The organism is Streptomyces sp. TRM70350 (assembly GCF_019219825.1).
In the GTDB taxonomy this organism is placed as follows: domain Bacteria; phylum Actinomycetota; class Actinomycetes; order Streptomycetales; family Streptomycetaceae; genus Streptomyces.
This window is the reverse complement of record NZ_JAHUXH010000010.1, coordinates 98,573-123,263: the sequence shown is the minus strand read 5'-3', so window position 1 is coordinate 123,263 and position 24,691 is coordinate 98,573. Positions and strand designations below refer to the sequence as shown.

Here is a 24,691-nt window from a genome sequence, read left to right as displayed (position 1 = left end):
TCAGCCCCTCTGCGGGACGACCTGGAAGTACACCGCGGTCATCACGAAGTTCGTCACGAACAGCAACATGAAGGTGATCACCACCGACTGGTTCACCGCGTCGCCCACGCCCTTGGGGCCGCCCTTCGCGGTGAGTCCCTTGTACGAGGCGACGATCGCGGCGATCGCGCCGAAGACGAGCGCCTTGATCTCGGCCGCCCACAGGTCGGACAGCTGGGCGAGGGTGGTGAAGGAGGCCAGGTACGCGCCCGGTGTGCCGTCCTGCAGGACGACGTTGAAGAAGTAGCCGCCCGCCACGCCGACCACCGACACCAGGCCGTTGAGCAGCACCGCCACCAGCATCGAGGCCAGGACGCGCGGCACGACCAGCCGGTGGATGGGGTCGATGCCCAGCACCTGCATCGCGTCGATCTCCTCGCGGATCTTCCGTGCCCCGAGGTCCGCGCAGATCGCCGTGCCGCCCGCGCCCGCGATCAGCAGGGCGGTGACGATCGGCGAGGCCTCGCGCAGCACCGCGAGCACGGAGGCCGCGCCCGAGAACGACTGGGCGCCGAGCTGCCGGGTGAGGCTGCCGATCTGCAGGGCGATGACCGCGCCGAAGGGAATCGACACGAGGGCGGTCGGCAGGATGGTCACGCTCGCGATGAACCACGCCTGCTGGATGAACTCCCGCACCTGGAACGGCCTTTTGGGGACGGTCCGTACGACGTCCAGGGCCATCGCGAACAGGCTGCCGGAGTGGCGCAGCGCGCCGACGGGGTTGAGGCTCATGCGCGGGCCACCTCCTCCTCCCGCTCGGCGATGGCCTGCCAGCGGGGCGGTCTGGTGATGCCGGGGCTGGGCAGCAGCCGGGGCGTGAGGTGCTGGGGGTCGGCCGTCTCGCCGATCTGGGCCAGCTCCTGCTCGACCTGGGCCGCGTCCTTCTCCTCCGCCATGCCGATCGGCCCCTGCACGCGGCCGTTCAGGAACTGCCGTACGACGGGCTCGTCGCTGGTCAGCAGCTCCTCGCGCGGCCCGAACATCACCAGCTCGCGGCGGAACAGCAGCCCGATGTTGTCGGGGACCTGGCGGGCCGAGGCGATGTCGTGCGTGACGATCAGGAAGGTCGCGTCGATCTGGGCGTTGAGGTCGACGATGAGCTGGTTGAGGTAGGCGACGCGGACGGGGTCGAGGCCCGAGTCCGGCTCGTCGAAGAGGATGATCTCCGGGTCGAGGACGAGGGCCCGGGCCAGCCCGGCGCGCTTGCGCATCCCGCCGGAGATCTCGCCGGGCAGCTTCTGCTCGGCGCCGATGAGCCCGACCATGTCCATCTTCTCCAGCACGATCCGCCGGATGTCGCTCTCCGGCTTGCGGGTGTGCTCGCGCAGCGGGAAGGCGATGTTGTCGTACAGGTTCATCGAGCCGAACAGCGCGCCGTCCTGGAACAGCACGCCGAAGAGCTTGCGCACCTCGTACAGCTCGTGCTCGCGGAGCTTGGTGATGTCCCGGCCCTGGATCGTGATGGAGCCCCGCTCCGGCTTCAGCAGTCCGACGAGCGTCTTGAGGAACACCGACTTGCCCGTGCCCGAGGGGCCGAGCATGACCGAGACCTCACCGGCGGGCAGCGTCAGCGAGACGTCCTGCCAGATGACCTGGTGACCGAAGGACTTGGTCAGCCCTTCCACACAGATCTCGACACCCATCCGGTCCACCCTTCGCCCTTGAAGTCGCCCGTGGAGCAGCTCCGACATCTGCTCTACGGGGAGGGGTGGGGGGTCCGTCGCGGCAAACCGAAATTTTTTGCGGGTTGGGGGAGGGGGTGTGTGTGGGGGGCGGGGGAGTGGGCGTGTGGCGGGCCGGGGCGGGGTGTGGCGGGCCGGGGTGTGGGGGTGCGGCGGGCCGGGGAGTGGTGGTGCGGGTGGTCGTAGAGCGGTTGAGCGGGGTGTGGGACCGTCCGGCGGCGTCCGCCCGGACGGGCGGACGAGTGGGGTTCAGGGCAGTTCGCCGACCGGGGCCGAGGGGGCGTCGGGGACCGGGGGCGCGGAGGCTTCCGGGAGGTGGGGGCCTGCCGGAGGCTCGGGGGCTGTCGGGAGCTCCGGGAGGTCGTTGGCGTCCGTCAGGGACCGTGGGACGTCGCGGACGTCCGGGACCTGCGGCACGGCCACCCCAGGTACCGCGGGCACCTCGGGAGCGGGCACTTCGGGCGCCGCGGAGACCACCGGCAAAGACGGCACGGACAGCGGCAGCAGCGACCGGTCGGCAGGGCTTCGCCCCGCCTCCGGCGCGGCCGTGCTCGACGCGTCCGGCAGCGCACGCTCCTCCGCAGCCGTGCCCGGCCCCTCGGCGGACGGCCGCTGCCACGCCTCCGGCGCGGGGGAGACCGACGTCCCGGGTTCCGTGCCCTGCCCGTCCCCGTCGTAGGCGTACGGCAGCACGAACCCGGCCACCGCCAGCGTCGCCGCCGTGGACGCCAGAGCGACGGCCTGCGCCTGCGACGCCCCGCGCGGCCTGCCCCGGCCGCACAGGAACAGGGCGAGACCGAGTGTGCCGGCCAGCGAGTTGCGCAGCGTGCGGCGGGCCCGGGCCAGCAGCGACTCCACCGTCCGGTAGCTCAGGCCCATCCGCACGGCGACCTGACCGACGTCCAGGTCCTGCGACTTCAGCCGGAGCGCCTCCGCCTGGCGCGCGGGCAGCTCCCCGCTGCGCACGGCCAGCCACCTGGCCTCGGCCCGGTCGCACACGGCTTCCTCGACCGGCACCGGACCAGGAGCGATCAGCGTCGGGCTGGTGCGCACCTCGGCCTCGCGGTTGACCTGCCGGTAGCGGTCGACGCACAGCCGGATCGTCACCGTCGTCAGCCAGGCGGCGAGCCGCTCGTCGTCCAGGTCGGGGCGCTCCGCCGCGCGCAGCATCGCCTCGTGCACGGCGTCCTCGGCGTCCTCCAGCGACATCGACCTGCGGCGGGCCACCTTGAGCAGGTGTTCGCGGTGGCTCCACATGCGTTCCCACCGGTCGTGGGCCGCCTGTATCTCCGCGGGCATGTCCATCGTCGCCATGAGGGCCCCTTCGCGCTCATCCGCCGGCCAGGTGCGCCCGGCGGAGGGCGACATTACCCTCCGGTAGCCACGCTTGTGGAGGGGGCGGCGCCCATCGGGTCTCCTGCGGGCAGCAGATCGTCGCCAGGCAGGTCGGCCCCGGTGTCGGGCAGGGGCAGCGGGGGCCGCGGCGAGGCCTCGGTGGACGGGCGGCCGGTGGGGGAAGGCCGCGGTGCGGTCGGGGACGGGGAGGAGGACGGGGACGGCGCGGGGGACGGCGTACCGGATCCGCCGCCGGTCGGGCGGGTTCGCGGTGTGGGCGACGGCTCGCGCGGCACCGGCCCGGAGTCCTCGCGCTCCGCGCTGCGACCGCCTGCCGTCCCGGCGTCCGGAACGACCCGGTGGCCCTCCAGGAAGTACGCGAACCAGGCCCGGACCGTGCGCAGATACGCCGTCGAGTGGTTGTAGCCGAGGATCGCCGCGTCCAGGTCGCCGGGCGCGGACAGGTCCCGGCCGCCCGCGCACAGGTAGCGCCCGGCGGCGAGCGCCGCGTCGAAGACGTTGTGCGGGTCGGCCCGCCCGTCGCCGTTGCCGTCCGTGCCCCACACCGCCCAGGTCGACGGGATGAACTGCATCGGCCCCACCGCACGGTCGTACACCGTGTCCCCGTCGAGGGAACCGTCGTCGGTGTCCCGGATGAGGGCGAAACCGTTGCCGTCCAGGCGTGGACCGAGGATCGGTGTCGGCGTCGTACCGTCCGCGGCCACCCGCCCGCCGCGCGCCTGACCGGACTCCACCTGCCCGATGGCGGCGAGCAGTTGCCACCGAAGCCCGCAGCCGGGCGCCATGTGCGCGAGCCGCGCCTCGGCCCGCCGGTAGGCGGCGAACACGCTCACCGGCAGCGCGCCGACCACCGGCGACAGCGCGGCCCCCCGTGCTCGCAGCGGCGGCAGTTCCATGCGGTACGGGGTGTCCCCGGACACGCTCGGGCCGTGCCCGGCGCGCAGTTCCGTCCCGGCGGGCGCGGTGGCCCGCGCCGACGGGGCGGCGCCCGGCGCCTGCGACGCGGTCAGCGCGGCCATCGCCGCCACCGCGAGCGCCGTCCCCTTGGCGCCTGTGATCCTGTGCCGTCCTGACACGGTGCAGCCCCTCCCTGTGCAGTCACTGCGTTCGACTGCTCTACGGGGAGGGGGCGCCGGTCCGTCGCGGGAGGTCCAAAGCGAGCATTCCGGGAAGCGTCAATCCCTCCCGCGCCTTCCTTCACGCACGACGGCGGTTGTCGGCCCACCGGCCGGGGGGCAATCGCCGACGGTTCGCGACCAGGAGCGACCCTCACGATCAGCCCCTGCCGCCTGCAGTACCTCTACCAGGAGGTTGGCCCGGATGCAGTCCAGGAACTCCATGTGCACGGAGTCGGGCGCAGGGGGTTCGGAGTGCGTCATGGGCCTTCCTGGTCGGTCGTCAGATCCAGCGCGGCAGCTCGGGCAGCGGGCCGCTGTCGTGGGTGGCAAGACCCGTGCCGGGCGAGCGGCCGGCCAGCCAGGCGAGGAGATCGGCGCGGGAGCCGGTGACGACGGGGCGCTCAGGATGCCCGCCGCCGAAGGTGTGTACCGACTCGCCTGTGGCGTCGCGGAGTTCGAGGTCCGGCATGCCCGGGGTCTGGGCGAGGTAGCCGGCCACGTCGGCCAGGATGATCTCCCGTGCCGACGGCGGGATGTCGACGAAGGTGTAGCCGACGGCGAGGTCGACATGGTGCACCTCCAGCTCCCGCAGCCGGATGACGAGGATCCGCTGCGGGGTGCACAGCTCGCCGGTGAAGGGCCGGACAACCGCCCGCCAGGCGGCCTCGGGCAGCTCCTCGATGCTCCGCCGGAAGCCGGCTGCGGCCTTGCGCACCCGGGTGGCGAGTTCGGCGGCGGTGCCGCGGGCGCCTGCCTCGATCTCGGCGTCGCGCGCCTCGCGGGAGGCGTACTGCGGGTTCTCCACGCCGGTACGGGCCCAGTCCAGCAGCCGCTCCAGCGCGGACGCCTGGGCGGCGAGGTGGCTGAGCACGTGGCCGCGGCTCCAGCCGTGCAGCGCGCTCGGCGCGGTGACGTCGGCGTCGGTGAGCTGGTCGATGTCCGCCAGCAACCGGTCGGCCGCGGCGGCGAGCTCGGCGAACGCCGCGGGCGTGGCGGGCATCTCCTTCAGGTCCACTCGCATGGTGCCTTCCTCCTCAGACGGCGAGCGCGGTGAAGGCGCTCGCGATGCGGTCGACGTTCTCGGCGATGTGCGGCAGCGACACCGGCTCCTTCGCCGCCGGCGCGGCGGCCTGGTCCTCGGCGTCCCCGTACAGCAGGCTGGTCGCGGCCTTGGACCGCAGCGCCTGCGCGTCGTCGCCGAGCAGGTGCCCGGCGAGCACGACGACGTCCTGCTCCTCCAGCAGCCAGCGGGCGAGCGACGCCGAGTCGGTGACGCCGCGGGCCGCAAGCCGGTCCCGCACCGGCTCGAAGCCGGGTAGACGTGGAAGCCGCCAGTCGCGGGCGGCACACGGCACCGCCCTCGACGGCCGCGCCGCGCACCGCGCGCGCCACCGCCCCGTGCAGCCGGGCGGCGGCCCGCAGCCGAGCGCGGATCTCGGGCGGCTCGGCGAACGCGTACTCCGCCACCGCCTGCATCGGCCCCGCCGGCGTGGACCACGGCTCGCTCGCCACCGACACCACGGCGTCGCGCAACCGGTGCGCGCCGGCAGGGAAGCGGGCGACGCCGATGCGCGAGCCCCCAGGCCCAGCGACTTGGACAGGCCGCTGGTGACCACGGTCCGCTCGGGCAGCACCGCGGCCGCGCTGAGCACCTCGGTGGCGTCCGGGTCGTGGACCAGGTCCCGGTAGATATCGTCGGAGACGATCAGCAGGTCCTCCGTCTCGGCGATCGCGCAGAGCTGGCGCACCAGTTCCGGTGGCGCCGGCGTCCCGGTCGGATCGTCGGGAAGGGTGAGGACGAGGATGCGCGGGTCTCCTCCGGCCGCCCGGGCGGTGCGGATCGCCTCCCGCAGCGCCTCCGGCTCCGGCACGCCCTGGGCGTCCAGCCACCAGCTGAGCGGCAGCACGGCCAGCACCGCGGACCGGCAATTAATTCCGTATGATGGAATTTATTTTCCGGAACTGGGCGTGCACGCTATCAACCCCACCGCCACTCTTCAACACAATGGTGACGTCGAGCCGTCGGCGGGACTCCGCGGGTCGGTTAGGGTCGCCTCGTGGCGGGCGAACCGGCTCCGTCGCGGTGAGCCCCGATGTGCCCTCGCCCTGGGTGATCTGGGTAAAGCGCAGGTCGGAAAGGTGTGTGGGGGCACAGTGCGACTGAGAGTGGAATTCACGACGGAACCCTTCGACCTCGACGAGGCGCCCGCGCACGCGCTGGTGGCACGCGAGGTCGTCCAGGCGGCCGAGCTGGACGCCGTGGACGTCGGCCCCTTCGGCAACACCGCCGAGGGTGCCGCCGATGCGGTGCTGACCGCCGTGGACGCCCTGCTCCGCAGGACGCTCCAGGCCGGTGCCACCCGGGTCTCGCTCCAGGTCAACGTGGTCGGGGAGGGCGATAAGTGACCGGCAACGAGTCCTTCATCGCGGCCGTGAAGCCGTTGGTCGACGCCATGGGCGGCATGATGATCCCGCCGGACGAGGCGAGCGCCGACGACGTCGTGCTGGCCTGGGAGGGCGTCGACGTGGTCGCCGTACGGCTGCCGCAGCTCGCCGACTCACTCGACCACATCCTCGCGGCCATGGAGCGCAAGCGGGGCAAGCCGCTGTCCGAGCTGGACCGCAGGTCCAAGCAGGAGGTGGTGCGCATACTGGAGGCGCGGGGCGCCTTCTCCGTGCGGCACGGCGTGGAGACCGTGGCGAGCGCGCTCGGCGTCAGCCGGTTCACCGTCTACAACTACCTCAACCGCGAGAAGGAGTCCTGACCAGGGCCTTCCCCCGGTGCGCAGCCGCCGTCCCGCGATCTCGGGGCGGCGGTTTTTGTTACCCCGAATTTTCAACAAAGTGTTGACGTGCTCTTTCGGAGGGCGTTAGCTATCCGCAGCCCGTTCAGTACGAAGGCCGACAAGGCCACGGAGGCTCCCGTGACGTCCACTTCCACGCCGCCGGGCCTGGCCCGCTTCAACGCTCTGGAGGAGCACGCGGCCTTCGCCGCGCTGCACGAGGCGTGTGCTTCCACGGCCTGGGCGAACCGGCTGCTCGCCGTCCGCCCCTACGCCACCCCCGACGACCTCTACGCCGCCAGCGACGCCGCGATGGCCGAGCTGACCACCGAGGACCTCCGAGAGGCGATGGCCGGGCACCCGCCGATCGGCCGCCCCAAGCCGGGCGACCCGACCTCGGCCCGGGAGCAGCGCGGCATGGCCGGCGCCTCGGAGGAGCTCAAGGCGGAGATGCTGGAGCTGAACCTGGCCTACCAGGAGAAGTTCGGCCATGTCTTCCTGATCTGCGCCACCGGCCGCACCGGCGAGCAGATGCGCGACGCGGTCAAGGAGCGGATCGGGAACTCGCCGGAGCAGGAGCGGGAGATCGTCCGCACCGAGCTGGGCAGGATCAACCGTATCCGCCTGGCCAACCTCGTACAGGAAGATCAGACATGAGCACCAGCACCACCGCCTCCGTGTCCACCCACATCCTGGACACGTCCGTCGGCCGCCCCGCCGAGGGCGTCGCCGTCCACCTCTCCGCCCGCTCCGGGCGCGATGCGGACTGGCAGGCGCTCGGCGGCTCCGCGACCGACGCGGACGGCCGGTGCAAGGACCTCCCGGCGCTGCCGGAGGGCACCACCCACGTACGGCTCGACTTCGCGGTGGAGCCGTACTTCGAGAAGTTCGCGAAGAAGCAAGCCGATGCGCAGCAGGACGCCCCCGCGAATCGGGACAGCGGACCCGGTGTGTTCTTCCCGGAGGTGGCGATCACGTTCGCCGTCGTGCCGGGCGAGCACTACCACGTACCGCTGCTGCTCAACCCGTTCGGCTACTCCGTTTACCGAGGGAGCTAGCTAAGATGCCCACGATTCTCGGCCAGAACCAGTACGGCAAGGCAGAGAACCGCGTCGTAAAGATCACGCGGGACGGCGCCACCCACCACATCAAGGACCTGAACGTGTCGGTGGCCCTGAGCGGCGACATGGACGACGTCCACTACTCCGGTTCCAACGCCAACGTGCTGCCGACCGACACCACCAAGAACACGGTGTACGCGTTCGCGAAGGAGTACGGCATCGAGTCCGCCGAGCAGTTCGGCATCCACCTCGCCCGTCACTTCGTCAGCTCGCAGGAGCCGATCCACCGGGCCCGCATCCGCATCGAGGAGTACGCCTGGGAGCGGATCGAGACCTCCGACGCCAACTCCAAGTTCATCGGAGCGGACGAGGTCAAGCACTCGTTCGTCCGCAAGGGCCAGGAGACCCGGCTGACCCAGATCACCTACGACGGTGAGTCGTGGGAGGTCGTCTCAGGCCTGAAGGACCTGGTCGTCATGAACTCGACCAACTCCGAATTCTGGGGCTACGTCAAGGACAAGTACACGACGCTCCAGGAGGCCTACGACCGCATCCTGGCCACCCAGGTCTCCGGCCGCTGGCGCTTCAACTGGAGCGACGACGAGCAGAAGATGCCCAACTGGGAGAAGTCCTACGAGCAGACCAAGAAGCACATGCTCCAGGCCTTCGCCGAGACGTACTCGCTGTCGTTGCAGCAGACGCTGTACCAGATGGGCGCCCGCATCATCAACCACCGCAGCGAGATCGACGAGGTCCGCTTCTCCCTCCCGAACAAGCACCACTTCCTGGTGGACCTGGAGCCGTTCGGGCTGAAGAACGACAACGAGGTGTACTTCGCCGCCGACCGCCCCTACGGCCTGATCGAGGCCACCATCCTCAGGGACGGCTGCGAGGCGCGGATCCCGGTGGACCTCACCAACCTCTGATCCACTCCCCCTTTCGGCACCCGCGGCCGGCGGAGACGCAGGCTCGAAGGCTCCCCGGCCGCGGCACTCAAAACTCCCAGGGTCCTGCCGTGCCCTCTCGACCAAAGTCCACTGAGCGAAAAGGACGCACCATGGCAGCAGCCCGGCGCATCGTCATCGAGAACTGCGCGATCGCGACCGTCGACGCGAACGACACCGAGTACGCCTCCGGGTACGTCGTCGTCGCCGGCAACCGCATCGAGGCGCTCGGCTCGGGCAAGGCCCCCGAGGGCCTGGAGAACGTCGTCCGCCGCATCGACGCCTCCGGCCACCTGGTGACCCCCGGTCTGGTCAACACCCACCACCACTTCTACCAGTGGATCACCCGGGGCATGGCCACGGACCACAACCTCTTCAACTGGCTCGTCGCCCTGTACCCGGTCTGGGCGCGCATCGACGAGCGGATGACGTACGCGGCCGCGCAGGGGTCGCTGGCGATGATGGCCCGCGGTGGTGTCACCACGGCGATGGACCACCACTACGTCTTCCCCCAGGGCTCCGGCGACCTGTCCGGCTCCATCATCCGCGCCGCCCGCGAGACGGGCGTCCGCTTCACCCTCGCCCGGGGCTCCATGGACCGCAGCGAGAAGGACGGCGGGCTGCCGCCGGACTTCGCCGTGGAGACCCTCGACGGCGCGCTCGCCGCGACCGAGGAGACCGTCAAGCAGCACCACGACGCCTCCTTCGACGCCATGACGCAGGTCGCCGTCGCCCCCTGCTCCCCGTTCTCCGTCTCCACCGAACTCCTGCGTGAGGGCGCCGAGCTGGCCCGCCGCCTCGGCGTGCGCCTGCACACGCACGGTTCGGAGACCGTGGAGGAGGAGAAGTTCTGCCACGAGCTGTTCGGCATGGGCCCGACCGACTACTTCGAGTCCACCGGCTGGCTCGGCGAGGACGTGTGGATGGCGCACTGCGTCCACATGAACGACTCCGACATCGCCGCCTTCGCCCGCACGAAGACCGGTGTCGCCCACTGCCCCTCCTCCAACGCCCGGCTGGCGGCCGGTATCGCCCGGGTGCCCGACATGCTCGCCGCCGGTGTGCCCGTGGGCCTCGGCGTCGACGGCACCGCGTCGAACGAGTCCGGCGAACTGCACACCGAGCTGCGCAACGCCCTGCTCATCAACCGCCTCGGCGCCCACCGCGAGGCCGCCCTCAACGCCCGGCAGGCGCTGCGGCTCGGCACGTACGGCGGCGCCCAGGTGCTCGGCCGCGCCGACCAGATCGGCTCCCTGGAGCCCGGCAAGCTCGCCGACCTGGTGCTGTGGAAGCTGGACACCCTCGCCCACGCCTCCATCGCCGACCCGGTGACCGCGCTCGTCTTCGGCGCGGCGGCCCCGGTCACGCTGTCCCTGGTCAATGGCGAGGCGGTCGTCGAGAACGGCCGGCTGCTGCACGTCGACGAGGACGCGATCGCCCGCTCCACGCGGGACGAGGCGCGGCGGCTGGCGCGGATCGCCGCCCAGGGCTGAGGGGTCCTCGCACTATGAGCGTCCGGTCAGGTCGCGTGGTCTGGCAACGCGGCGGGGTGCGGTGCCAGACCACGCGACCCGGGCGGGCATAGTGCAAGGACCCCTGAAGCCGGTGAAGACTCCGGCCGGGAGGGACGGCTCCCGGCCGGCAGCCGTGGACCCGATCGGGGTCCATGGCGGCCGTCTCCGGGGCGTGCTTGGACGAGCGCGCCCCGGAACGGTCCCGTTCCCCGTCGAACGGCCGTCCCGGTCCCGCACGACCACCCGCACCACCTCCTTGAAACCCACGGCCGCCGTTCCGCGCTGCCGTGTAACCGACCGGAGGAGCCGCCGTGGCCGCTCAGCCCGATGCCGTACCGCCCACCGCCCCCGAGCAGCGGGCCGTCCATCCCGTCGACGAGAAACTCCCCGCCCTGAAGATGGCCACCACGGGCCTGCAGCACGTGGCCGCCATGTACGCGGGCGTCGTCGCCCCACCCCTGATCGTCGGCGCGGCCATCGGCCTGACCGGCACCGAACTGACCTTCCTCACCGGCGCCTGCCTGTTCACCGCGGGCCTCGCGACCTTCCTGCAGACCCTCGGCATCTGGAAGATCGGCGCCCGGCTGCCGTTCGTCAACGGCGTCACCTTCGCCGGTGTCGCCCCCATGACGGCGATCGTCGCCTCCACCGAGGACAAGTCCGACGCGCTGCCGATCATCTTCGGCGCGGTGATCGTCGCCGGCCTGCTGGGCTTCATAGCGGCCCCCTTCTTCAGCAAGATGGTCCGCTTCTTCCCGCCGGTCGTCACCGGCACGGTGATCACCCTCATCGGCGTCTCCCTGCTGCCGGTGGCCTTCGGCTGGGCGCAGGGCGCGAGCCCCTCGGCGGACGACTACGGCTCGGGCACCAACCTGGGCCTGGCCGCGGTGACCCTGCTGCTGGTCCTGCTCCTGCGCCGCTTCACCCGGGGCTTCGTCAAGCAGATCGCCGTGCTGCTCGGCCTGGTCGCGGGCACGCTGGTCGCGATACCGCTCGGCGTCACGGACTTCAGCCCGGTCACGGACGCGGACATCGTCGGCTTCCCGACGCCCTTCCACTTCGGCGCCCCGCAGTTCCAGCTCGCCGCGATCATCTCGCTGTGCGTGGTGATGGTGGTGTCGATGACCGAGTCCACGGCGGACATGCTGGCGCTGGGCGAGATCGTCGACCGCCCGGCCGACGAGAAGACCATCGCCGCGGGCCTGCGCGCCGACACCCTCGGCTCGGCCGTCAGCCCGCTGTTCAACGGCTTCATGTGCAGCGCCTTCGCCCAGAACATCGGCCTGGTCGCGATGACGAGGATCCGCAGCCGCTACGTCGTCGCCACCGGCGGAGGCTTCCTGGTCCTCATGGGCCTGTGCCCCGTGGCCGCCTCGCTCATCGCCGTCGTACCGCGCCCGGTGCTCGGCGGCGCGGGCGTGGTCCTGTTCGGCTCGGTCGCCGCGAGCGGCATCCAGACCCTGGTCCGGGCCGGTCTGGAGAAGGACAACAACGTCCTGATCGTCGCTGTCTCCCTCGCCGTCGGCATCATCCCGATCACGGCGCCGGAGTTCTACCACGCCTTCCCGGAGACCGCGAAGATCGTCCTCGACTCCGGCATCTCGACGGGCTGTGTGGCGGCGGTCCTGCTGAACCTGGTCTTCAACCACCTGGGCCGGGGCCGTGAGGCCGACGATGTCACGGCGCCGATGGAGCCGGTCTCCACGCCATGAGGTTCGCGAACAGCTCGGCCTGCTCGACGGCGTCGTCCAGCGCATGGTGCGTGTGACGGCGCCGCGACAACAGCTCACGCGGCATCGTGCCCTTGGCCACCGCCCGCAGCGGCAGCCCGGCCTTGACGGCGTACAGCGTCTTCATGTCGAGGCAGCCGGAGTGGCCGAAGGGGCTCGATCCGGTGAAGCGGATCAGGTACCAGTACAGGAAGGTCCAGTCGTACGACGCCGGATAGCCGCACATCACCGGCTGCGCACCCGCGGCGACCCCGTTCACCCAGCCGGTGAACTCGGCGAGGGCGACGGCGGGTTCGGCCCCGTCGCGGACGAGGCGCTCCCGGTCGAGCCCACTCACCGCGAGCGCCTCGGGCACGAACTGCTCGCTGATCGGCCGGAGTTCGCGGTAGAAGGTCAGCTCCTCCGGATCGGCGGCCTCGAACCCGTCGGCATCCTGCCGCCCGGCGACCGCCGCCCCCAGGCTCAGCATCGAGTACGGCCCCGGGATCGGGCCGTCGGCTTCGATGTCCACGGAGATGTAGAGGCTGGGTTTCACGCGTCGTGGGGCCATGGGGCCGGAGCATCGCAGGTCGGGGGCGGGTCCCGCATCCGATTTCAGGCCTGTGTCCGGCGTGTTCTCAGGGCCACCGCCGCCAGCCCCGGCGCTGGTCGACTCGCCGTAGCCGACAGCGTGCCCGCTTCGTCTCAGAGGCCGAACAGGCTCGGGTCGGTCGCCAGCTTCTTGAAGTGCGCCTGCGGATCGGCCAGCAGCCTGCGCTCCTTCAGGTCCAGCAACCCGCCGACCCCCACCAGTTCGGCCGCGACCGTGCCGTCGACCTTGCGGAGGGTCTGTCGCATCGTGAACGTCTTGCCCTCGCCCCACTCGAAGGCGCACGTGACGTCGACCTCGTCGCCCGCCAGCAGTTCCCGCAGGTAGCGGATGGTCGTCTCCAGGGCCACCGGTCCCACGCCCGTGGCCACCAGACCGGCCTGTGTGATCCCCGCCGCCTGGAGCAGTGACCAGCGAGCGTGCTCGGCGTAGTTGAGATAGACCGCCTGGTTGAGGTGGCCCTGCACATCGGTCTCGTATCCGCGGACCGTCACCCGGACGGAGAACGGTTCGGTCATGGCTTCCCCCTGTCGTGGTCGGCGCACTGCGCCATCAATCTTGGCATGCTCATCACGCCCGCCGCGGTGACGCCAGCAGATACCGCCTCCGCGTCCGCGGCTCCGTGTGCTCGCCCACCTGCCAGCCCGCCCGCTCCAGCGCCGCCGCGCAGGCCCGCAGCGCCTCGGCGTCCGGTTCGTGCACGGCGACGGCCTCCGGCTGCGGGGTCGCCCGCACCCGGTAGCCCTCGGTGTCCTGACCGGCGGGACGGTGCCCGGCGGCCTCCAGCGCGAGGGCGGCGGCCTGCACCAGATGCGTCCGCTCCCAGCCGCACGGCCGGTCCGCGGCACCGTCGGGATTCGTCATCCGGCGCAGCTCCAGCAGGCCCTGCCAGGCGCTGTGCACCTCGCGGACGCGGGAGGGACCGGCGTCCGGCGCGGCCTCCTCGCCGCCGACGCGCGCCGCGAACACACCGGCGTTCGCGACAGGCTCCGGCGCGGGCGCCTCCGCCTGCCGTATGCGATGCCCGGCCGGTGTCAGAAAGTGATCGTGCGGCGGCCGCGGATGCCGGAACGCCAGTCCGCGCTTCACCAGCCCCGCGAGCTGCGAATCCGTCCCCCTGAGCCGCCCGGTCACCGGATCGGCGGCGTCGATGACACGCCGCTGGGCGGCGGTCGGCGGTCGTGTCACGGCGTACTCCCTCCGGGCGCTGGGCCATGTCCCCACCGCTTCGAAGGTTAGGGCCTGTCGTTTGGATATCGTCGGCGTCGGGGGCCTGGCACGCGCATCCGCCGCGTTGTCGTCGGTTGCCGACACCCCACTCTCGACTTCGCTCGGGCGGGGGACCCCCATCGCGTCGCCGCCCTCCTCCGCCTTGCAGCTGCACCTGCCAGACCCCGCTCGGGTCGGCCGAAGGGTGCCGTCTCTCTCAGCCGACCTGATCCGAACGCCAGGCCCTACGACCCGGCTCTGACATTCCACCCCGCGATCACCGGCCGCCCGTGCTCCGTGCCCAGTCGGCACACCGCGCCGGTCGCCAGCTGGAACAGCGCGCCGTCCGCCGGCGGCAGCCCGAGCCGCCGGGCGGTCAGCACCCGCAGGAAGTGCCCGTGCGACACCAGCACCACCACGCCCTCGGTGTTGGCCAGGGCGGCGTCCACCTTGCCCAGCATCCGGTCGGCCCGTGTCCCGACCTGCTCCACGCTCTCCCCGGGATGCTCCGGCGGCCCGGGCGTCACCCCGTCCGTGAACAGGAACCAGCCCGGCCGCTCCCGCTGGATCTCGACGGTGGTGATCCCCTCGTAGCCCCCGTAGTCCCACTCCCGCAGATCCGCGTCCACCCGCACCGCGCCGTGCAGCCCGATGAGCTCGGCCGTCTCCCGCGCCCGCTGCAACGGACTGACGAAACAGGCCCCGATCCGGTGCGACCGGATCAGCGGCACCAGCCCGCGCGCCTCCTGACGGCCGTGCTCGGTCAGCGGGACGTCCGTCAGTCCGGTGTGCCGTCCGGACCGCGACCACTCGGTCTCCCCGTGCCGCACCAGCAGTAGATCACCCATACGGCACAGGCTATGTGGCCGCTACTGCCGGTACCCGCTGAGGAACCGCCCGATCCGCCCGATCGCCGCCTCCAGATCATCCGCGTGCGGCAACGTCAGGATCCGGAAGTGGTCCGGTGTCGGCCAGTTGAAGCCCGTCCCCTGCACCACCTGGATCTTCTCCCGCAGCAGCAGGTCCAGGACGAACTTCTCGTCGTCGTGGATCCGGTGCACCTTGGGATCGAGCCGCGGGAACGCGTACAGCGCGCCCTTCGGCTTCACGCACGACACGCCGGGGATCTCGTTGAGCTTCTCCCAGGCCACGTCGCGCTGTTCGTGCAGCCTGCCGCCCGGCGCGGTCAGCTCGTGGATGGACTGCCGCCCGCCGAGCGCCGCCTGGATGGCGTACTGCGCGGGCGCGTTGGAGCACAGGCGCATGGAGGCCAGCATGGTCAGCCCCTCCAGATAGTCCTTCGCGTGCTGCTTCGGACCCGTCACCACCAGCCAGCCGGAACGGAACCCCGCCACGCGGTACGTCTTCGACAGGCCGCAGAAGGTCAGGACCACCAGGTCGGGCGCGAGCGCGGCGGCCGAGTGGTGCACGGCGCCGTCGTACAGGATCCGGTCGTAGATCTCGTCGGCGAACACCATCAGGCCGTGGCGGCGGGCCAGGTCGAGGATGCCCTCGACGATCTCCTTCGGGTAGACCGCGCCGGTGGGGTTGTTCGGGTTGATGATCACGACCGCCTTCGTGCGGTCCGTGATCTTCGACGCCATGTCGTCCAGGTCCGGGTACCAGTCGGCCTGCTCGTCGCACAGGTAGTGCACCGCCTTGCCGCCCGCGAGCGTGGTCACCGCCGTCCAGAGCGGGAAGTCGGGGGCGGGGATCAGGACCTCGTCGCCGTCCTCCAGCAGCGCCTGTACGGCCATGGAGACCAGCTCGGACACGCCGTTGCCGAGGAACACGTCGTCGACGCCGACCTCCAGGCCGAGCGTCTGGTAGCGCTGGGCCACCGCGCGGCGGGCGGAGAGGACGCCGCGCGAGTCGGTGTAGCCGTGCGCCTGCGGCAGCATCCGGATCATGTCCTGGACGATCTCCTCCGGCGCCTCGAAGCCGAACAGCGCGGGGTTGCCGGTGTTGAGGCGCAGCACGCTGTGGCCCGCCTCCTCCAGCGCGTTCGCGTGCTCTATCACCGGGCCGCGGATCTCGTAACAGACCTCGCTCAGCTTGCTCGACTGCCGGAACTCCATGCGCCCCTCCGGTGACTGGTGTTGCTTGGTTTTACCAAGTTCGAGCTTGGAAAGTCCAACGACATGTCTAGACTGCGTCGCATGTCACCTCGTCGAAGCTACGACCAGTACTGCTCCGCCGCCCGCGCGCTCGATGTCGTCGGCGACCGCTGGACCCTGCTGATCGTCCGCGAACTCCTCGCCGGCGCGCGCCGCTACACGGACCTGCACGCGGACCTGCCGGGCGTCAGCACGGACGTACTGGCGTCCCGGCTGAAGGACATGGAGCGCGACGGGCTGACGACCCGGCGTCGGCTGCCGCCGCCCGGCGCGGCGTACGTCTACGAACTCACCCCGCGAGGCCGGGAGTTGCTGCCGGTGCTGCAGGCGCTCGGCGCCTGGGGGCAGGCCGAGCTCGGCGAGCGGCGGCCCACGGACGCGGTCCGCGCCCACTGGTTCGCACTGCCCTTGCTGCGGGCGCTGGAGGGGGAGGGGCTCGTCGAAGTGCGGCTGGAGGAGGGGGACTTCCACCTGTACGTCGGTGCCGAGGAGGGTCCCGTGTACGGCGACGGGCCCGCGCCGGGCGACCCCGACGCCCTGCTGGTCCTCGACACCGCCACGTGTACGGCCGTCGGCCGCGGCGAGGTGAGCGTGATCGACGCGGTGCGGGACGGTCGTATCACGGTGAGCGGCGACGGCACACTGGCCAAGGCGTTGCGGGAGGCGTGAGGAAAGGCAGAAGGCCCGCACGACGCGGGCCTTCTGATCGTGCGTCAGGCTCGCGGTGGCCGCCCCGCCCCCCGCGTCAGCGCATACCCCCCGACCCCGGCCAGCGCCGCCAGCGCGCCGCCCACCGCGGTCCACACCCACCGGTCGGACCACCAGCCGGAGGCCCAGCCGTCCTCGGGTTCGATGCTCGACAGGACGGCGGAATCCTCCCGCTCCTCCTCGGAGTTGACGGCCACGCCCGGCACCAGCGGCTCGGCCAGAGACCCGTCCACCGCCGCCGCGCCGCCGATCTCCCTGGACTCCACCCGTACCTCGGCGCTCACCGGCAGCCCCAGGTCGGACGTCGGCAGGCCCACCGCCGTGAGGCGGACGTAGTACGTGCCCGGCAGCGGGTCGCCCGCCCACGGCTCCGACCAGGCGCGGACCGTGCGCAGCGTGCAGGCCAGCTGCACGGAGGCCGCGCCCGGGGCGGCGGTCCGCGTCTGCGAGCCGTACTGGCAGGCCTGGCGGCGCCGCAGACCGTCGTACACGTCGATCTGCCAGGTCTCGGCGGCGTGCGTGTCCGGCAGTTTCACCGTCGCCTTGACGGTGGGACGCTGACCGGCGTCCGCAGGGAACGACCAGTAGAGGTAGTCGCCCGCGGAGCCGTCCGCCGTGGCCGTCTGCCCCTGGTCGAACTCGGCCGCCGTACGGAACGACGTACCCGCCTCGGTCGGGGCCGCGCTGTCCTCCGACGGGCTCGGCGACGGGGAGTCGGCCACAGCGGGAGAGACGGCCCAGCCCAGCGCCAGCACTGCCGCGCCCAAAGCCCTCACGATACGCATCAGTTGGTCCTCCAGACCGCGACCCGCCAGCGCGACAGCCAGCCCCACAGCAGACCGGCCACGAAACCCGTCAGGACGAGGGCGCCGAGCAGCCACCAGCCGCGCCCGAGGCCGAAGGCGGCCACATCGCTCGACGGCGCAGGCCCGTCGACGACGTCGATCGTCAGCTCCAGCGGCAGCCCGGGCGTGGTCTTCACGCCGGAGGCGGCCGAGAAGGAGTGGGTGACCTGGAGGCACACGGTCTCGGCCGCGGGCTTGTCCTCGTCCTCATCGCTCTCGCGCTTCGGATGGCGCAGTCCTGTCGAGATCACATCCGTACGGCCGATCCCGGCCGCCTCGCCCCGCACGATCTCGCGGCCCTTCACCGTGACCGCCCGCAGCAGCACCCCGTAGGCCGGACTGACGTCCCGGTCCGCCGACACGCTCACGGAGGCGCGCAGCTCCTGGCCGGGCAGCACGTCCACCCGGTACCAGCGCTGCTGCCCGAACTCCTCGCGGTCGGTGTACAGCCCGGACTTCAGCGTCGGCGCCTGCGCGCACCGCTCCGCGCCTTCCACGGCCACCGGCGTCACCACCGGATCGGCCGCCCGGTCCACCAACTGGTTGACACGGTCGGTGAGTTCGTCCGTGTGCCGCACCGACGTGTAGGTGCCGCCGGTCGCCTCGGCGATACAGCTGAGCTGCTGCCGCATCCTGGTGTTGGGCACCAGTCCGAGCGTGTCGATGGTGAGACCGATGCCCTTGGCGGCGATCTCGCGGGCCACCTCGCACGGGTCGAGCGGGGCGCAGGTGTCCTCGCCGTCGCTGATCAGCACGATCCGCTTGGAGCCGGTGCCGCCGTCGAGGTCGTCGGCGGCCTTCAGCAGCGCCGGGCCGATCGGGGTCCAGCCGGTCGGCGTCAGCGTGGCCACCGCCGCCTTGGCCTCGGTGCGGTCCAGCGGGCCGACCGGGTAGAGCTGCGCGGTGTCCTCGCAGCCCTTCTTCTGGTCGTCGCCCGGGTAGTTCGCGCCGAGGGTGCGGATGCCGAGCTGAACGTCCTCGGGCGTGGCGTCCAGCACCTCGTTGAACGCCTGCTTCGCCGCCGCCATCCGCGACTGGCCGTCGATGTCCCGCGCCCGCATCGAACCGCTGACGTCGAGTACGAGGTCGACCTTGGGCGCGGCGGCCGTGGTCTCGTCGGCGAGCGCCGTCGACGGGAGGGCGATCCCGGCCGCCAGCGCGGCGAACAGGGCGCAGGCCCCTGCCGCCAGCCGTTGTCTTGTGATCATCGGCGGATCTTATTGATCAGAGGTGTCGGGCTCCAAAACGGAAGATCGTCCTGCTCGGAAACGGCGGGTCACAGCAGCGGATTGGGCAGCTCCGTCCACAGATCGCCGACCGTCCCCGGCGACAGCCGCATCAGCGTCAGCGCCTTCGTGGGCAGCGGATCTTCGCACAGCGCGGAGAGGTCGGGGGTGCGCGGCAGGTCTCGTACGGCTCTCTCCAGCGCCGTCCGCAGCGCCGCCCTCGACCCGGCGGTCCCGGCCAGCGCGCCCGCCACCAGTGACCCGAACAGCTTGCGCCGCAGCGCCGTCACGTCGTCCGTGAGGATCCGGGCGGGCAGTTCCGGCACCGGGATGCCGTGCCGGGCCAGCCGGGCGGGGCTGACCCGGATGTCGGCCAGGTCGCGGTAGACCAGCCGTGCGGGGGCGCCGGTCGCGGACAGCACGACGAGGAGGTTCTGGCCGTGCGCCTCCAGCGCCACGCCCAGCTCCAGCAGCCGCAGCCCGACGCCGAGGGCGAGCCGGGCGAAGTCGCCCAACCAGGCTGCGGAGGCGGGGAGTCCGGTGGTCGCCAGCGCGGCCACCGGCAGGACCCGCTCACCGGGACGCCGGTACTCCTGCGGCGACTCCCGCAGCACGGCCGCCAGGTCCGGCGACCCGTCCGTGACCGCGCCCAGCGTGCGCGTGACGTGCAGCAGGCCGTCCGTGCACGCCGCCAGCTCCTCGGCGAACGCCGACAGGGTCATGGACGCGGCGACCGACGGCACCGAGATGTCCCGCACGGACGACGTCAGACGCGCGCTGAGCGCCGTTTTGACGTGAACTCCGGCGTCCAGGGCGAGGGTGCGCAAGGACATCAGCGGGTGCCCGGTGAGCCGCTCCTCGCACGGCCGCTTCAGCACATGCGCCGCCTGCCACGGATGCACCGGGACCAGCACCCGCCGCCCGTCCCGCATCCGCTCCGGCCAGGCACCCGTCACCAGGCACGCCTCCGCCGGGACCGGCACCAGCCCGAGCCCCACCAGCGGGCGGTGCTCGGGCGCGTGGGCGAGCTGCTCGGCGACCGAGAAACCGGGGCGGGAACGGCAGTTGGGGTGGTACGGATGCCCGTCCACCACCCGCTGCTCCCACTCCCAGTCGCTTCCCGGCCACTCCTCCGGGCGAGGCGGCTGTCCGGCCCTCGACAGGGCCAGCGAGGCGACACTGTGGTCGAGTTCGGCGGCGAGGTCCACGCCGTGCGGTACGGCGAGGTCCGTCATCAGCCGTGCCGGACGGTCGTACGGCACGTCGTCGAGCCGTACGGCGGTGACGTAGGCGGCGGTCGCGTACGGGTCCGGCGTGGGTCCGTGCAGGCGGCGGCCGTCGCGCAGGCGCAGGGTGACGCCGTCCCCGCCCGGGGTGCGGCCTTCCACCCAGGGGAGCGGCTCATGGGTGAGCGCACGCCACAGGCGCGTCAGTACGGCCGCCCGGGCGGCGGGCAGTTCGGCCGCGTACCGCTCGGCGAGGTCCGGGCGGACGACGGACAGCTCGTCGGCGACCTCGGCCTCGGCGGTGGGGCGACGGTGCACGGGCGGGCTCCTCGGGGGCGAGTCGGGGCGGCACGGCGCGACCTGGGCGGTCACGGCGGGGGTGACGACAGCGATACTGATCGTCTCCGCACGAAGGAACCGTAGGGAACGAGTGGAACGCGTGGACCTCATCCCCCCACCCGCCGACGCCGCAGCACATGACGCCGTCGCCGATCTGGCGGACGCCTACGCGGCCGCGCCGCTGCTCAACTGTCTGCTGCGCGAGGTGGCGCGCCCGCTGCCCGGCCGGGAGGGGGTCTACCGGCTGCCCGGCGGTGACCGGCTGCTGCGGGTGCGCGGCGGCCGGCGGCCCACCGCACCCGAGGTGTACACACCGCACGGCTGGCACCGCCTCGACCACACCGAACTCGTCAAGCTGGTCGGCGAGGAACTGCGCCGCCACACCGGCCTGTCCAACCACGAACTGCCCGCCGAGATGCTCGACAGCCGGGACGCCGTCGCCGCGCTCCTGGCCGCACGCGCGCGTGCCACCCCGCCCGACGACCCCTATCTGCGCTCCGAGCAGTCCCTGGTCACCGGCCACCCCCACCACCCCGCCCCCAAGGCGCGCGGCGGCGGCCCGGTGACAGGCTGGCTGCCCTACGCCCCCGAGGCGCACGCCCGTTTCCCCCTCGTCCTGCTCGGGGTGCGTGAGGACACCGTCGTGGAGGAGGGCGACACCTCGGCGCTCGACACCTTCGGCCAGCCCCCGCCCGGCTACCGGCTGCTGCCCGCCCACCCCTGGCAGCTCGACCTGACCGCCCGCGACCTCGCCCCCGCCTTCGCCGACGGCCGACTGATCCGGCTGGGCACCACCGCATCCCCGGTCTGGCCCACGGCCGCGATCCGCACGGTGTACGCCCCGGAGCGCGATCTCTTCCTCAAGTTCAGCCTCGATGTGCGCATCACCAACGACGTACGGCGGCTGTGGCGGCACGACCTGCTGAAGCTCCGCCGCACCGACGCCGCCGTGCGCAGGGCCTTCGCGGGCGGTACGGCGGCCTGGCTGACCGACCGGGGCTATCGCACCGCCGACTTCGCCTTCGAGGAACTCGCCGTCCTGGTCCGCGACGGGGTGCGCGGCCACGTCCTGCCCGGCGCGGCCCCGTTCCTCGCCGCCGGGCTGGTGGAGGGCTTCGCGGGCAGCCCGCTGGACGGTCCGGTGGACCCGGCGTGCTGGTGGGAGGCGTATCTGCGCCAAGTGGTGCCCCCGGTCCTCGCGGCCTTCGCCGACCACGGCGTCGTACTCGAAGCGCATCTGCAGAACTCGCTGGTCGCCTGTGCCGCGGACGGGACACCGGTGCAGGCGCTGTTCCGGGACGCGGAGGGCGTGAAGCTGCTGCCGGACGTGTCGCGGGCGGCCGGATGGGAGCGGCTGGTGTACTGCCTGGTCGTCAACCACCTGGCCGAGCTGGCCGGGGCACTCGCCGAACGGCACGGCGGGCTGGACCCCTGGCCCGCCGTCCGCCGCGAACTGGCCCGGCACGACCTGCCCGAGACCGCCGCGCTGCTCACGGCGCCCACGCTCCCCGCCAAGACCAACCTCCTGCTGCGCTGGACGGGCGCGGACGGCGCCGCCGCCCGCTATCGGCCGTTGCCGAATCCGCTGGTCGGCGGAGCCTGAGTACTGCTGGAGAGTCAGAGCATCAGCTGGTCGATGGTGATCGGCAGGGAGCGGATGCGGCGCGCTGGTCGTCGCGATGCTCGACGGTGCGGCCCGGCAGCTCCCGCGCCTGCCCGAAGCCGGTGAGTCCCGGGAACGCCCGCGACCCAGTCCTGGGCAGTCCCGGCCCCGCTCGTCCACGACCCGGTAACGCTGGACCGGATCGACGCCTCGGTCGCCCCGCCCAGGGCCACCAGACGGCAGCCGGGCCACGGTCGCGGCGAGGCGGCCGGGCAGGTCGAGGCCGACCCAGTCGCCCGACACCAGGGCCAGCCGCAGATCCGCGCTCCCCGGCTCGTCCCAGCGTGGGAGCATGCCGTGAAAGGTGAGGCACCCCTGCGCTCCGGCGGCTCCCTCCCCGCCGTCGTCGAGGCCGACGACCTGGGCACGTACGTCGTGACCAGATTCTCCCCAGGGAGGGCCGCTGCCACGTGCAGTGGCGAGCGGAAAACCATCGCTGCCGTAGGCGCGCTGAGTGGCTGCGGGCGATCCGGCGGGCCGTACCGGATCACCGTCCCTGTGACCCGGTGCTGGAACTCCCCCGGACAGGTGTCCGCGAAGACGAGGGCGAAGGGGGCGCCGTCGTGTCGACACCGGTCCCCAGTTCGAGGATCCGGCCGCCGGGGCAGGTCGCGGCGAGGGTGGCGAGCAGGCTCGCGGTACGGGGTTTCGCACGACATGGTGAAACCGGTGGCGTGGGCGGCGGCCTGCGGCTCCGTCAGGGCGGCGGGGAGCTGGTTGATGGTGGGGTTGTCGTCCATGCCGCAAGCGAATGCGCCACGCCGCGCACCTCAACCCAATTCCGGCCCGCGGACCGGGCTGGGGGCGGGCAGCCGTCAGATGGTGACGACGAGCTTGCCCCGGGGGTGGCCCTGCCTCAGGTGGTGGATGGCTGCGGGTGCCTCGGCGAGGGGGTAGGTGCGGTCGATGACCGGGGTGATCCGGTCCTTCTCGGTGAGGTCCTTCAGCGTCAGGAGGTCCTCGCGGCGGGTGAGGGAGACGAGGTTGCGGAGGTTCTGGGCGATGAAGGGGGAGAGCAGGACGGCCCGAAGGCCACGGCTCATACCGCCGAGGAAGCCGCTCCCGCCCTCGCCGCCGACGATGACGAGAGTGCCGCGTGGCGTGAGGGCCCGGCGGAGTACGGGCAGCGGCCGAAGTCCCGCGTTGTCGACGATGACGTCATAGCGGTGCGGGCTGTCGGTGATGTCCTCGCGCGTGTAGTCGATGACGTGGGTGGCGCCCAGGGACCGGACGAGGTCCGCGCCGGCGGGACCGCAGACGCCGGTGACCTCGGCGCCGTACATCGTGGCGAGCTGGACGGCGTACGTTCCCACGCCGCCGGACGCGCCGATGACGAGGACCCGCTGACCGGGCTGGGGGCGGGACTTGCCGCTGAGGGCCTGGAGGGCGGTCATGCCGGAGACGGGGAGGGCGGCGGCCTGCTCGAACGTGAGGTTGGCGGGCTTGAGCGCAATCCTGTCGGCCTTGGCACGGGCATACTCGGCGAAGGTCCCCTCGCAGTTGCCGAACACCTCATCCCCCGGCTTGAAGTCGGTCACCTTCGCCCCGACCGCCTCGACCCGCCCGGCCCCGTCCCAGCCCCGGACGGGGTTCTTGGGCCTACGAAGTCCGAGGGCGACCCGGGCCACGTACGGCTTGCCTGTCATCAGGTGCCACACTTCGGGCCCCACACCGGCGGCACGTACCTCGACGAGCACCTCGTCGTCGCCCGGTACGGGGCGGTCGATGTCACGCAGGTCCAGGAGATCCTCCGACCCGTACGCATCCTGAACGATCGCCTTCATGGCCGTAGCTCCCCTCTGCGGTCTCCGACACCGAACAACCATCCCGACGGATCGAACGTCTGACCAGATTCCTGAGTACGGTCTTGGGACCGGGCGCGATGAACTTTCCTACGGTGGACGCCCTACCGATCGACGACCCGGTGACCCGACGGGGGTGCATGTAGCGGACGTGTGGGCCGCCCAAGTAGCTGCGGACGACGTGTGGCAGACGCCGGCGCCGGTGGAAGAACCGGCGGGTCTCGGCGGCGAGTGGGGCCTGGTCGCGGGCCCGGCCGTGCATCGGAAGGCTCCGTTTGAGGTCGGCGTTGACCAGCTCGCCGGGGTTCAGCTCCGGCGAGTACGACGGCAGGAAGTGCAGTTCGACGCGTGCGCGAAGTGGCCGTCCACGACGAGGTGCACCTCACGGTCGAAGTGGCCCGCGAGCCGGTCCAGGAAGCGGCACATGACGTCGGCGTCGAAGGTCTCGGTGAACACCATGAAGTGCATCCGGCCCTTCGTGCTGATCGCGGACGTGGCGTTGACCGAGAACCGGTTGCCCGTGCGGCGCACGACGGGGGTGCACCCCTTGGCGCCCCAGCTGCGGCCGGTGACCTGGTCGGAGCGGATGCCGCCCCGGTCGGCAAGTGCACCTCGCCGCCCTCGGCTTTCGCCCGGGCCTGGATCGCCGGGCTCCTCGGCCCGTTGGTCCGGGCGCTGGAAGGACAAGCGCCAGCGGCGCAGTTACTAGCCCACGCCCTGCCCGGTCAGCCGCATCCGGT

The 24,691-nt window shown here is 72.1% G+C and carries 24 protein-coding genes and 1 pseudogene; 9 read left to right on the top strand and 16 right to left on the bottom strand.

The window, feature by feature from the left end:
- The 6 genes from KWI83_RS18090 to KWI83_RS18065 form a co-directional block, all read right to left on the bottom strand.
- Window positions 1–771, bottom strand: a complete 771-nt coding sequence (locus KWI83_RS18090; protein ID WP_129801449.1) for an ABC transporter permease — start codon at window positions 769–771, stop codon at window positions 1–3.
- The gene (locus KWI83_RS18085; RefSeq protein WP_218515387.1) at window positions 768–1,682 is read right to left on the bottom strand and encodes an ABC transporter ATP-binding protein; all 915 of its coding nucleotides are present in this window, start codon (window positions 1,680–1,682) and stop codon (window positions 768–770) included. Before KWI83_RS18085 ends, KWI83_RS18090 begins: the two co-directional genes overlap by 4 nt.
- Before the next feature lie 288 nt (window positions 1,683–1,970).
- Window positions 1,971–3,035, bottom strand: a complete 1,065-nt coding sequence (locus tag KWI83_RS18080; protein WP_218515386.1) for an RNA polymerase sigma factor — start codon at window positions 3,033–3,035, stop codon at window positions 1,971–1,973.
- Window positions 3,036–3,088: 53 nt separating this feature from the next.
- Window positions 3,089–4,096 carry a lytic transglycosylase domain-containing protein gene (locus KWI83_RS18075; protein WP_218515473.1) on the bottom strand — a complete coding sequence of 336 codons (1,008 nt, stop codon included), beginning with the start codon at window positions 4,094–4,096 and terminating at the stop codon, window positions 3,089–3,091.
- Between the two features lie 379 nt (window positions 4,097–4,475).
- Window positions 4,476–5,216, bottom strand: coding sequence for a maleylpyruvate isomerase family mycothiol-dependent enzyme (locus KWI83_RS18070; RefSeq protein ID WP_256362436.1), 741 nt, complete (start codon window positions 5,214–5,216; stop codon window positions 4,476–4,478).
- A gap of 13 nt (window positions 5,217–5,229) precedes the next feature.
- A complete protein-coding gene (locus tag KWI83_RS18065) occupies window positions 5,230–6,102 on the bottom strand; it encodes an aminotransferase class I/II-fold pyridoxal phosphate-dependent enzyme (RefSeq protein WP_308122097.1) in 873 nt (290 codons plus the stop codon).
- 247 nt (window positions 6,103–6,349) lie between these two features.
- On the opposite strand from KWI83_RS18065, the gene KWI83_RS18060 reads away from it, so the two are divergent.
- From KWI83_RS18060 to KWI83_RS18030, 7 genes are all read left to right on the top strand, one after another.
- Window positions 6,350–6,601 (top strand): hypothetical protein, encoded by a 252-nt coding sequence (locus KWI83_RS18060; RefSeq protein ID WP_218515385.1) that lies wholly within the window; start codon window positions 6,350–6,352, stop codon window positions 6,599–6,601.
- Window positions 6,598–6,960, top strand: coding sequence for a helix-turn-helix domain-containing protein (locus KWI83_RS18055; RefSeq protein WP_218515384.1), 363 nt, complete (start codon window positions 6,598–6,600; stop codon window positions 6,958–6,960). Before KWI83_RS18060 ends, KWI83_RS18055 begins: the two co-directional genes overlap by 4 nt.
- A gap of 159 nt (window positions 6,961–7,119) precedes the next feature.
- On the top strand, window positions 7,120–7,635 hold the full coding sequence (uraD, locus tag KWI83_RS18050) for a 2-oxo-4-hydroxy-4-carboxy-5-ureidoimidazoline decarboxylase (RefSeq protein WP_218515383.1): 516 nt from the start codon (window positions 7,120–7,122) through the stop codon (window positions 7,633–7,635).
- Window positions 7,632–8,036, top strand: coding sequence for a hydroxyisourate hydrolase (gene uraH / locus KWI83_RS18045; RefSeq protein ID WP_218515382.1), 405 nt, complete (start codon window positions 7,632–7,634; stop codon window positions 8,034–8,036). Before uraD ends, uraH begins: the two co-directional genes overlap by 4 nt.
- Before the next feature lie 5 nt (window positions 8,037–8,041).
- Window positions 8,042–8,965 (top strand): factor-independent urate hydroxylase, encoded by a 924-nt coding sequence (gene pucL / locus KWI83_RS18040; RefSeq protein ID WP_218515381.1) that lies wholly within the window; start codon window positions 8,042–8,044, stop codon window positions 8,963–8,965.
- A 131-nt stretch (window positions 8,966–9,096) separates the two neighbouring features.
- Entirely contained in the window at window positions 9,097–10,476 is a 1,380-nt protein-coding gene (locus tag KWI83_RS18035) for an 8-oxoguanine deaminase (protein ID WP_218515380.1), read from the top strand.
- A gap of 419 nt (window positions 10,477–10,895) precedes the next feature.
- Complete coding sequence (locus KWI83_RS18030; protein WP_218515471.1) at window positions 10,896–12,209, top strand: nucleobase:cation symporter-2 family protein; 1,314 nt, start codon at window positions 10,896–10,898, stop codon at window positions 12,207–12,209.
- On the opposite strand, the gene KWI83_RS18025 is transcribed toward KWI83_RS18030, so the two are convergent.
- The 5 genes from KWI83_RS18025 to KWI83_RS18005 all read right to left on the bottom strand — a co-directional run bounded on the left by KWI83_RS18025 (window position 12,175) and on the right by KWI83_RS18005 (window position 16,103).
- Window positions 12,175–12,777: an exonuclease gene (locus KWI83_RS18025; protein ID WP_218515379.1), complete on the bottom strand. Its 603-nt coding sequence runs from the start codon at window positions 12,775–12,777 to the stop codon at window positions 12,175–12,177. The genes KWI83_RS18030 and KWI83_RS18025 overlap by 35 nt on opposite strands.
- A 134-nt stretch (window positions 12,778–12,911) precedes the next feature.
- The gene (locus KWI83_RS18020; RefSeq protein WP_218515378.1) at window positions 12,912–13,334 is read right to left on the bottom strand and encodes a thioesterase family protein; all 423 of its coding nucleotides are present in this window, start codon (window positions 13,332–13,334) and stop codon (window positions 12,912–12,914) included.
- Between the two features lie 52 nt (window positions 13,335–13,386).
- On the bottom strand, window positions 13,387–14,004 hold the full coding sequence (locus tag KWI83_RS18015) for a hypothetical protein (protein ID WP_218515377.1): 618 nt from the start codon (window positions 14,002–14,004) through the stop codon (window positions 13,387–13,389).
- 266 nt (window positions 14,005–14,270) lie between these two features.
- Window positions 14,271–14,873 (bottom strand): histidine phosphatase family protein, encoded by a 603-nt coding sequence (locus tag KWI83_RS18010; RefSeq protein WP_218515376.1) that lies wholly within the window; start codon window positions 14,871–14,873, stop codon window positions 14,271–14,273.
- 21 nt (window positions 14,874–14,894) lie between these two features.
- Window positions 14,895–16,103, bottom strand: coding sequence for a pyridoxal phosphate-dependent aminotransferase (locus KWI83_RS18005; protein WP_218515375.1), 1,209 nt, complete (start codon window positions 16,101–16,103; stop codon window positions 14,895–14,897).
- A gap of 81 nt (window positions 16,104–16,184) precedes the next feature.
- Here KWI83_RS18005 and KWI83_RS18000 point away from each other — a divergent pair, with 81 nt between their 5' ends.
- Window positions 16,185–16,811 carry a helix-turn-helix domain-containing protein gene (locus tag KWI83_RS18000; RefSeq protein ID WP_218515374.1) on the top strand — a complete coding sequence of 209 codons (627 nt, stop codon included), beginning with the start codon at window positions 16,185–16,187 and terminating at the stop codon, window positions 16,809–16,811.
- Between the two features lie 44 nt (window positions 16,812–16,855).
- Here the strand turns inward: KWI83_RS18000 and KWI83_RS17995 are convergent, their stop codons facing one another.
- The 3 genes from KWI83_RS17995 to KWI83_RS17985 all read right to left on the bottom strand — a co-directional run bounded on the left by KWI83_RS17995 (window position 16,856) and on the right by KWI83_RS17985 (window position 20,465).
- Entirely contained in the window at window positions 16,856–17,635 is a 780-nt protein-coding gene (locus KWI83_RS17995; protein ID WP_218515373.1) for a hypothetical protein, read from the bottom strand.
- Window positions 17,635–18,903, bottom strand: coding sequence for a VWA domain-containing protein (locus KWI83_RS17990; RefSeq protein WP_218515372.1), 1,269 nt, complete (start codon window positions 18,901–18,903; stop codon window positions 17,635–17,637). The genes KWI83_RS17995 and KWI83_RS17990 overlap by 1 nt, the downstream gene beginning before the upstream one ends.
- A gap of 68 nt (window positions 18,904–18,971) precedes the next feature.
- A complete protein-coding gene (locus KWI83_RS17985) occupies window positions 18,972–20,465 on the bottom strand; it encodes an IucA/IucC family protein (protein WP_218515371.1) in 1,494 nt (497 codons plus the stop codon).
- 112 nt (window positions 20,466–20,577) lie between these two features.
- Here KWI83_RS17985 and KWI83_RS17980 point away from each other — a divergent pair, with 112 nt between their 5' ends.
- The gene (locus KWI83_RS17980) at window positions 20,578–22,089 is read left to right on the top strand and encodes an IucA/IucC family protein (RefSeq protein WP_218515370.1); all 1,512 of its coding nucleotides are present in this window, start codon (window positions 20,578–20,580) and stop codon (window positions 22,087–22,089) included.
- Window positions 22,090–22,964: 875 nt separating this feature from the next.
- Here the strand turns inward: KWI83_RS17980 and KWI83_RS17975 are convergent.
- Both KWI83_RS17975 and KWI83_RS40325 read right to left on the bottom strand, forming a co-directional pair.
- A complete protein-coding gene (locus KWI83_RS17975; protein ID WP_218515369.1) occupies window positions 22,965–23,933 on the bottom strand; it encodes an NAD(P)-dependent alcohol dehydrogenase in 969 nt (322 codons plus the stop codon).
- Window positions 23,878–24,638, bottom strand: a pseudogene (locus KWI83_RS40325) (transposase). Before KWI83_RS40325 ends, KWI83_RS17975 begins: the two are co-directional and overlap by 56 nt.
- Window positions 24,639–24,691: the final 53 nt, after the last annotated feature.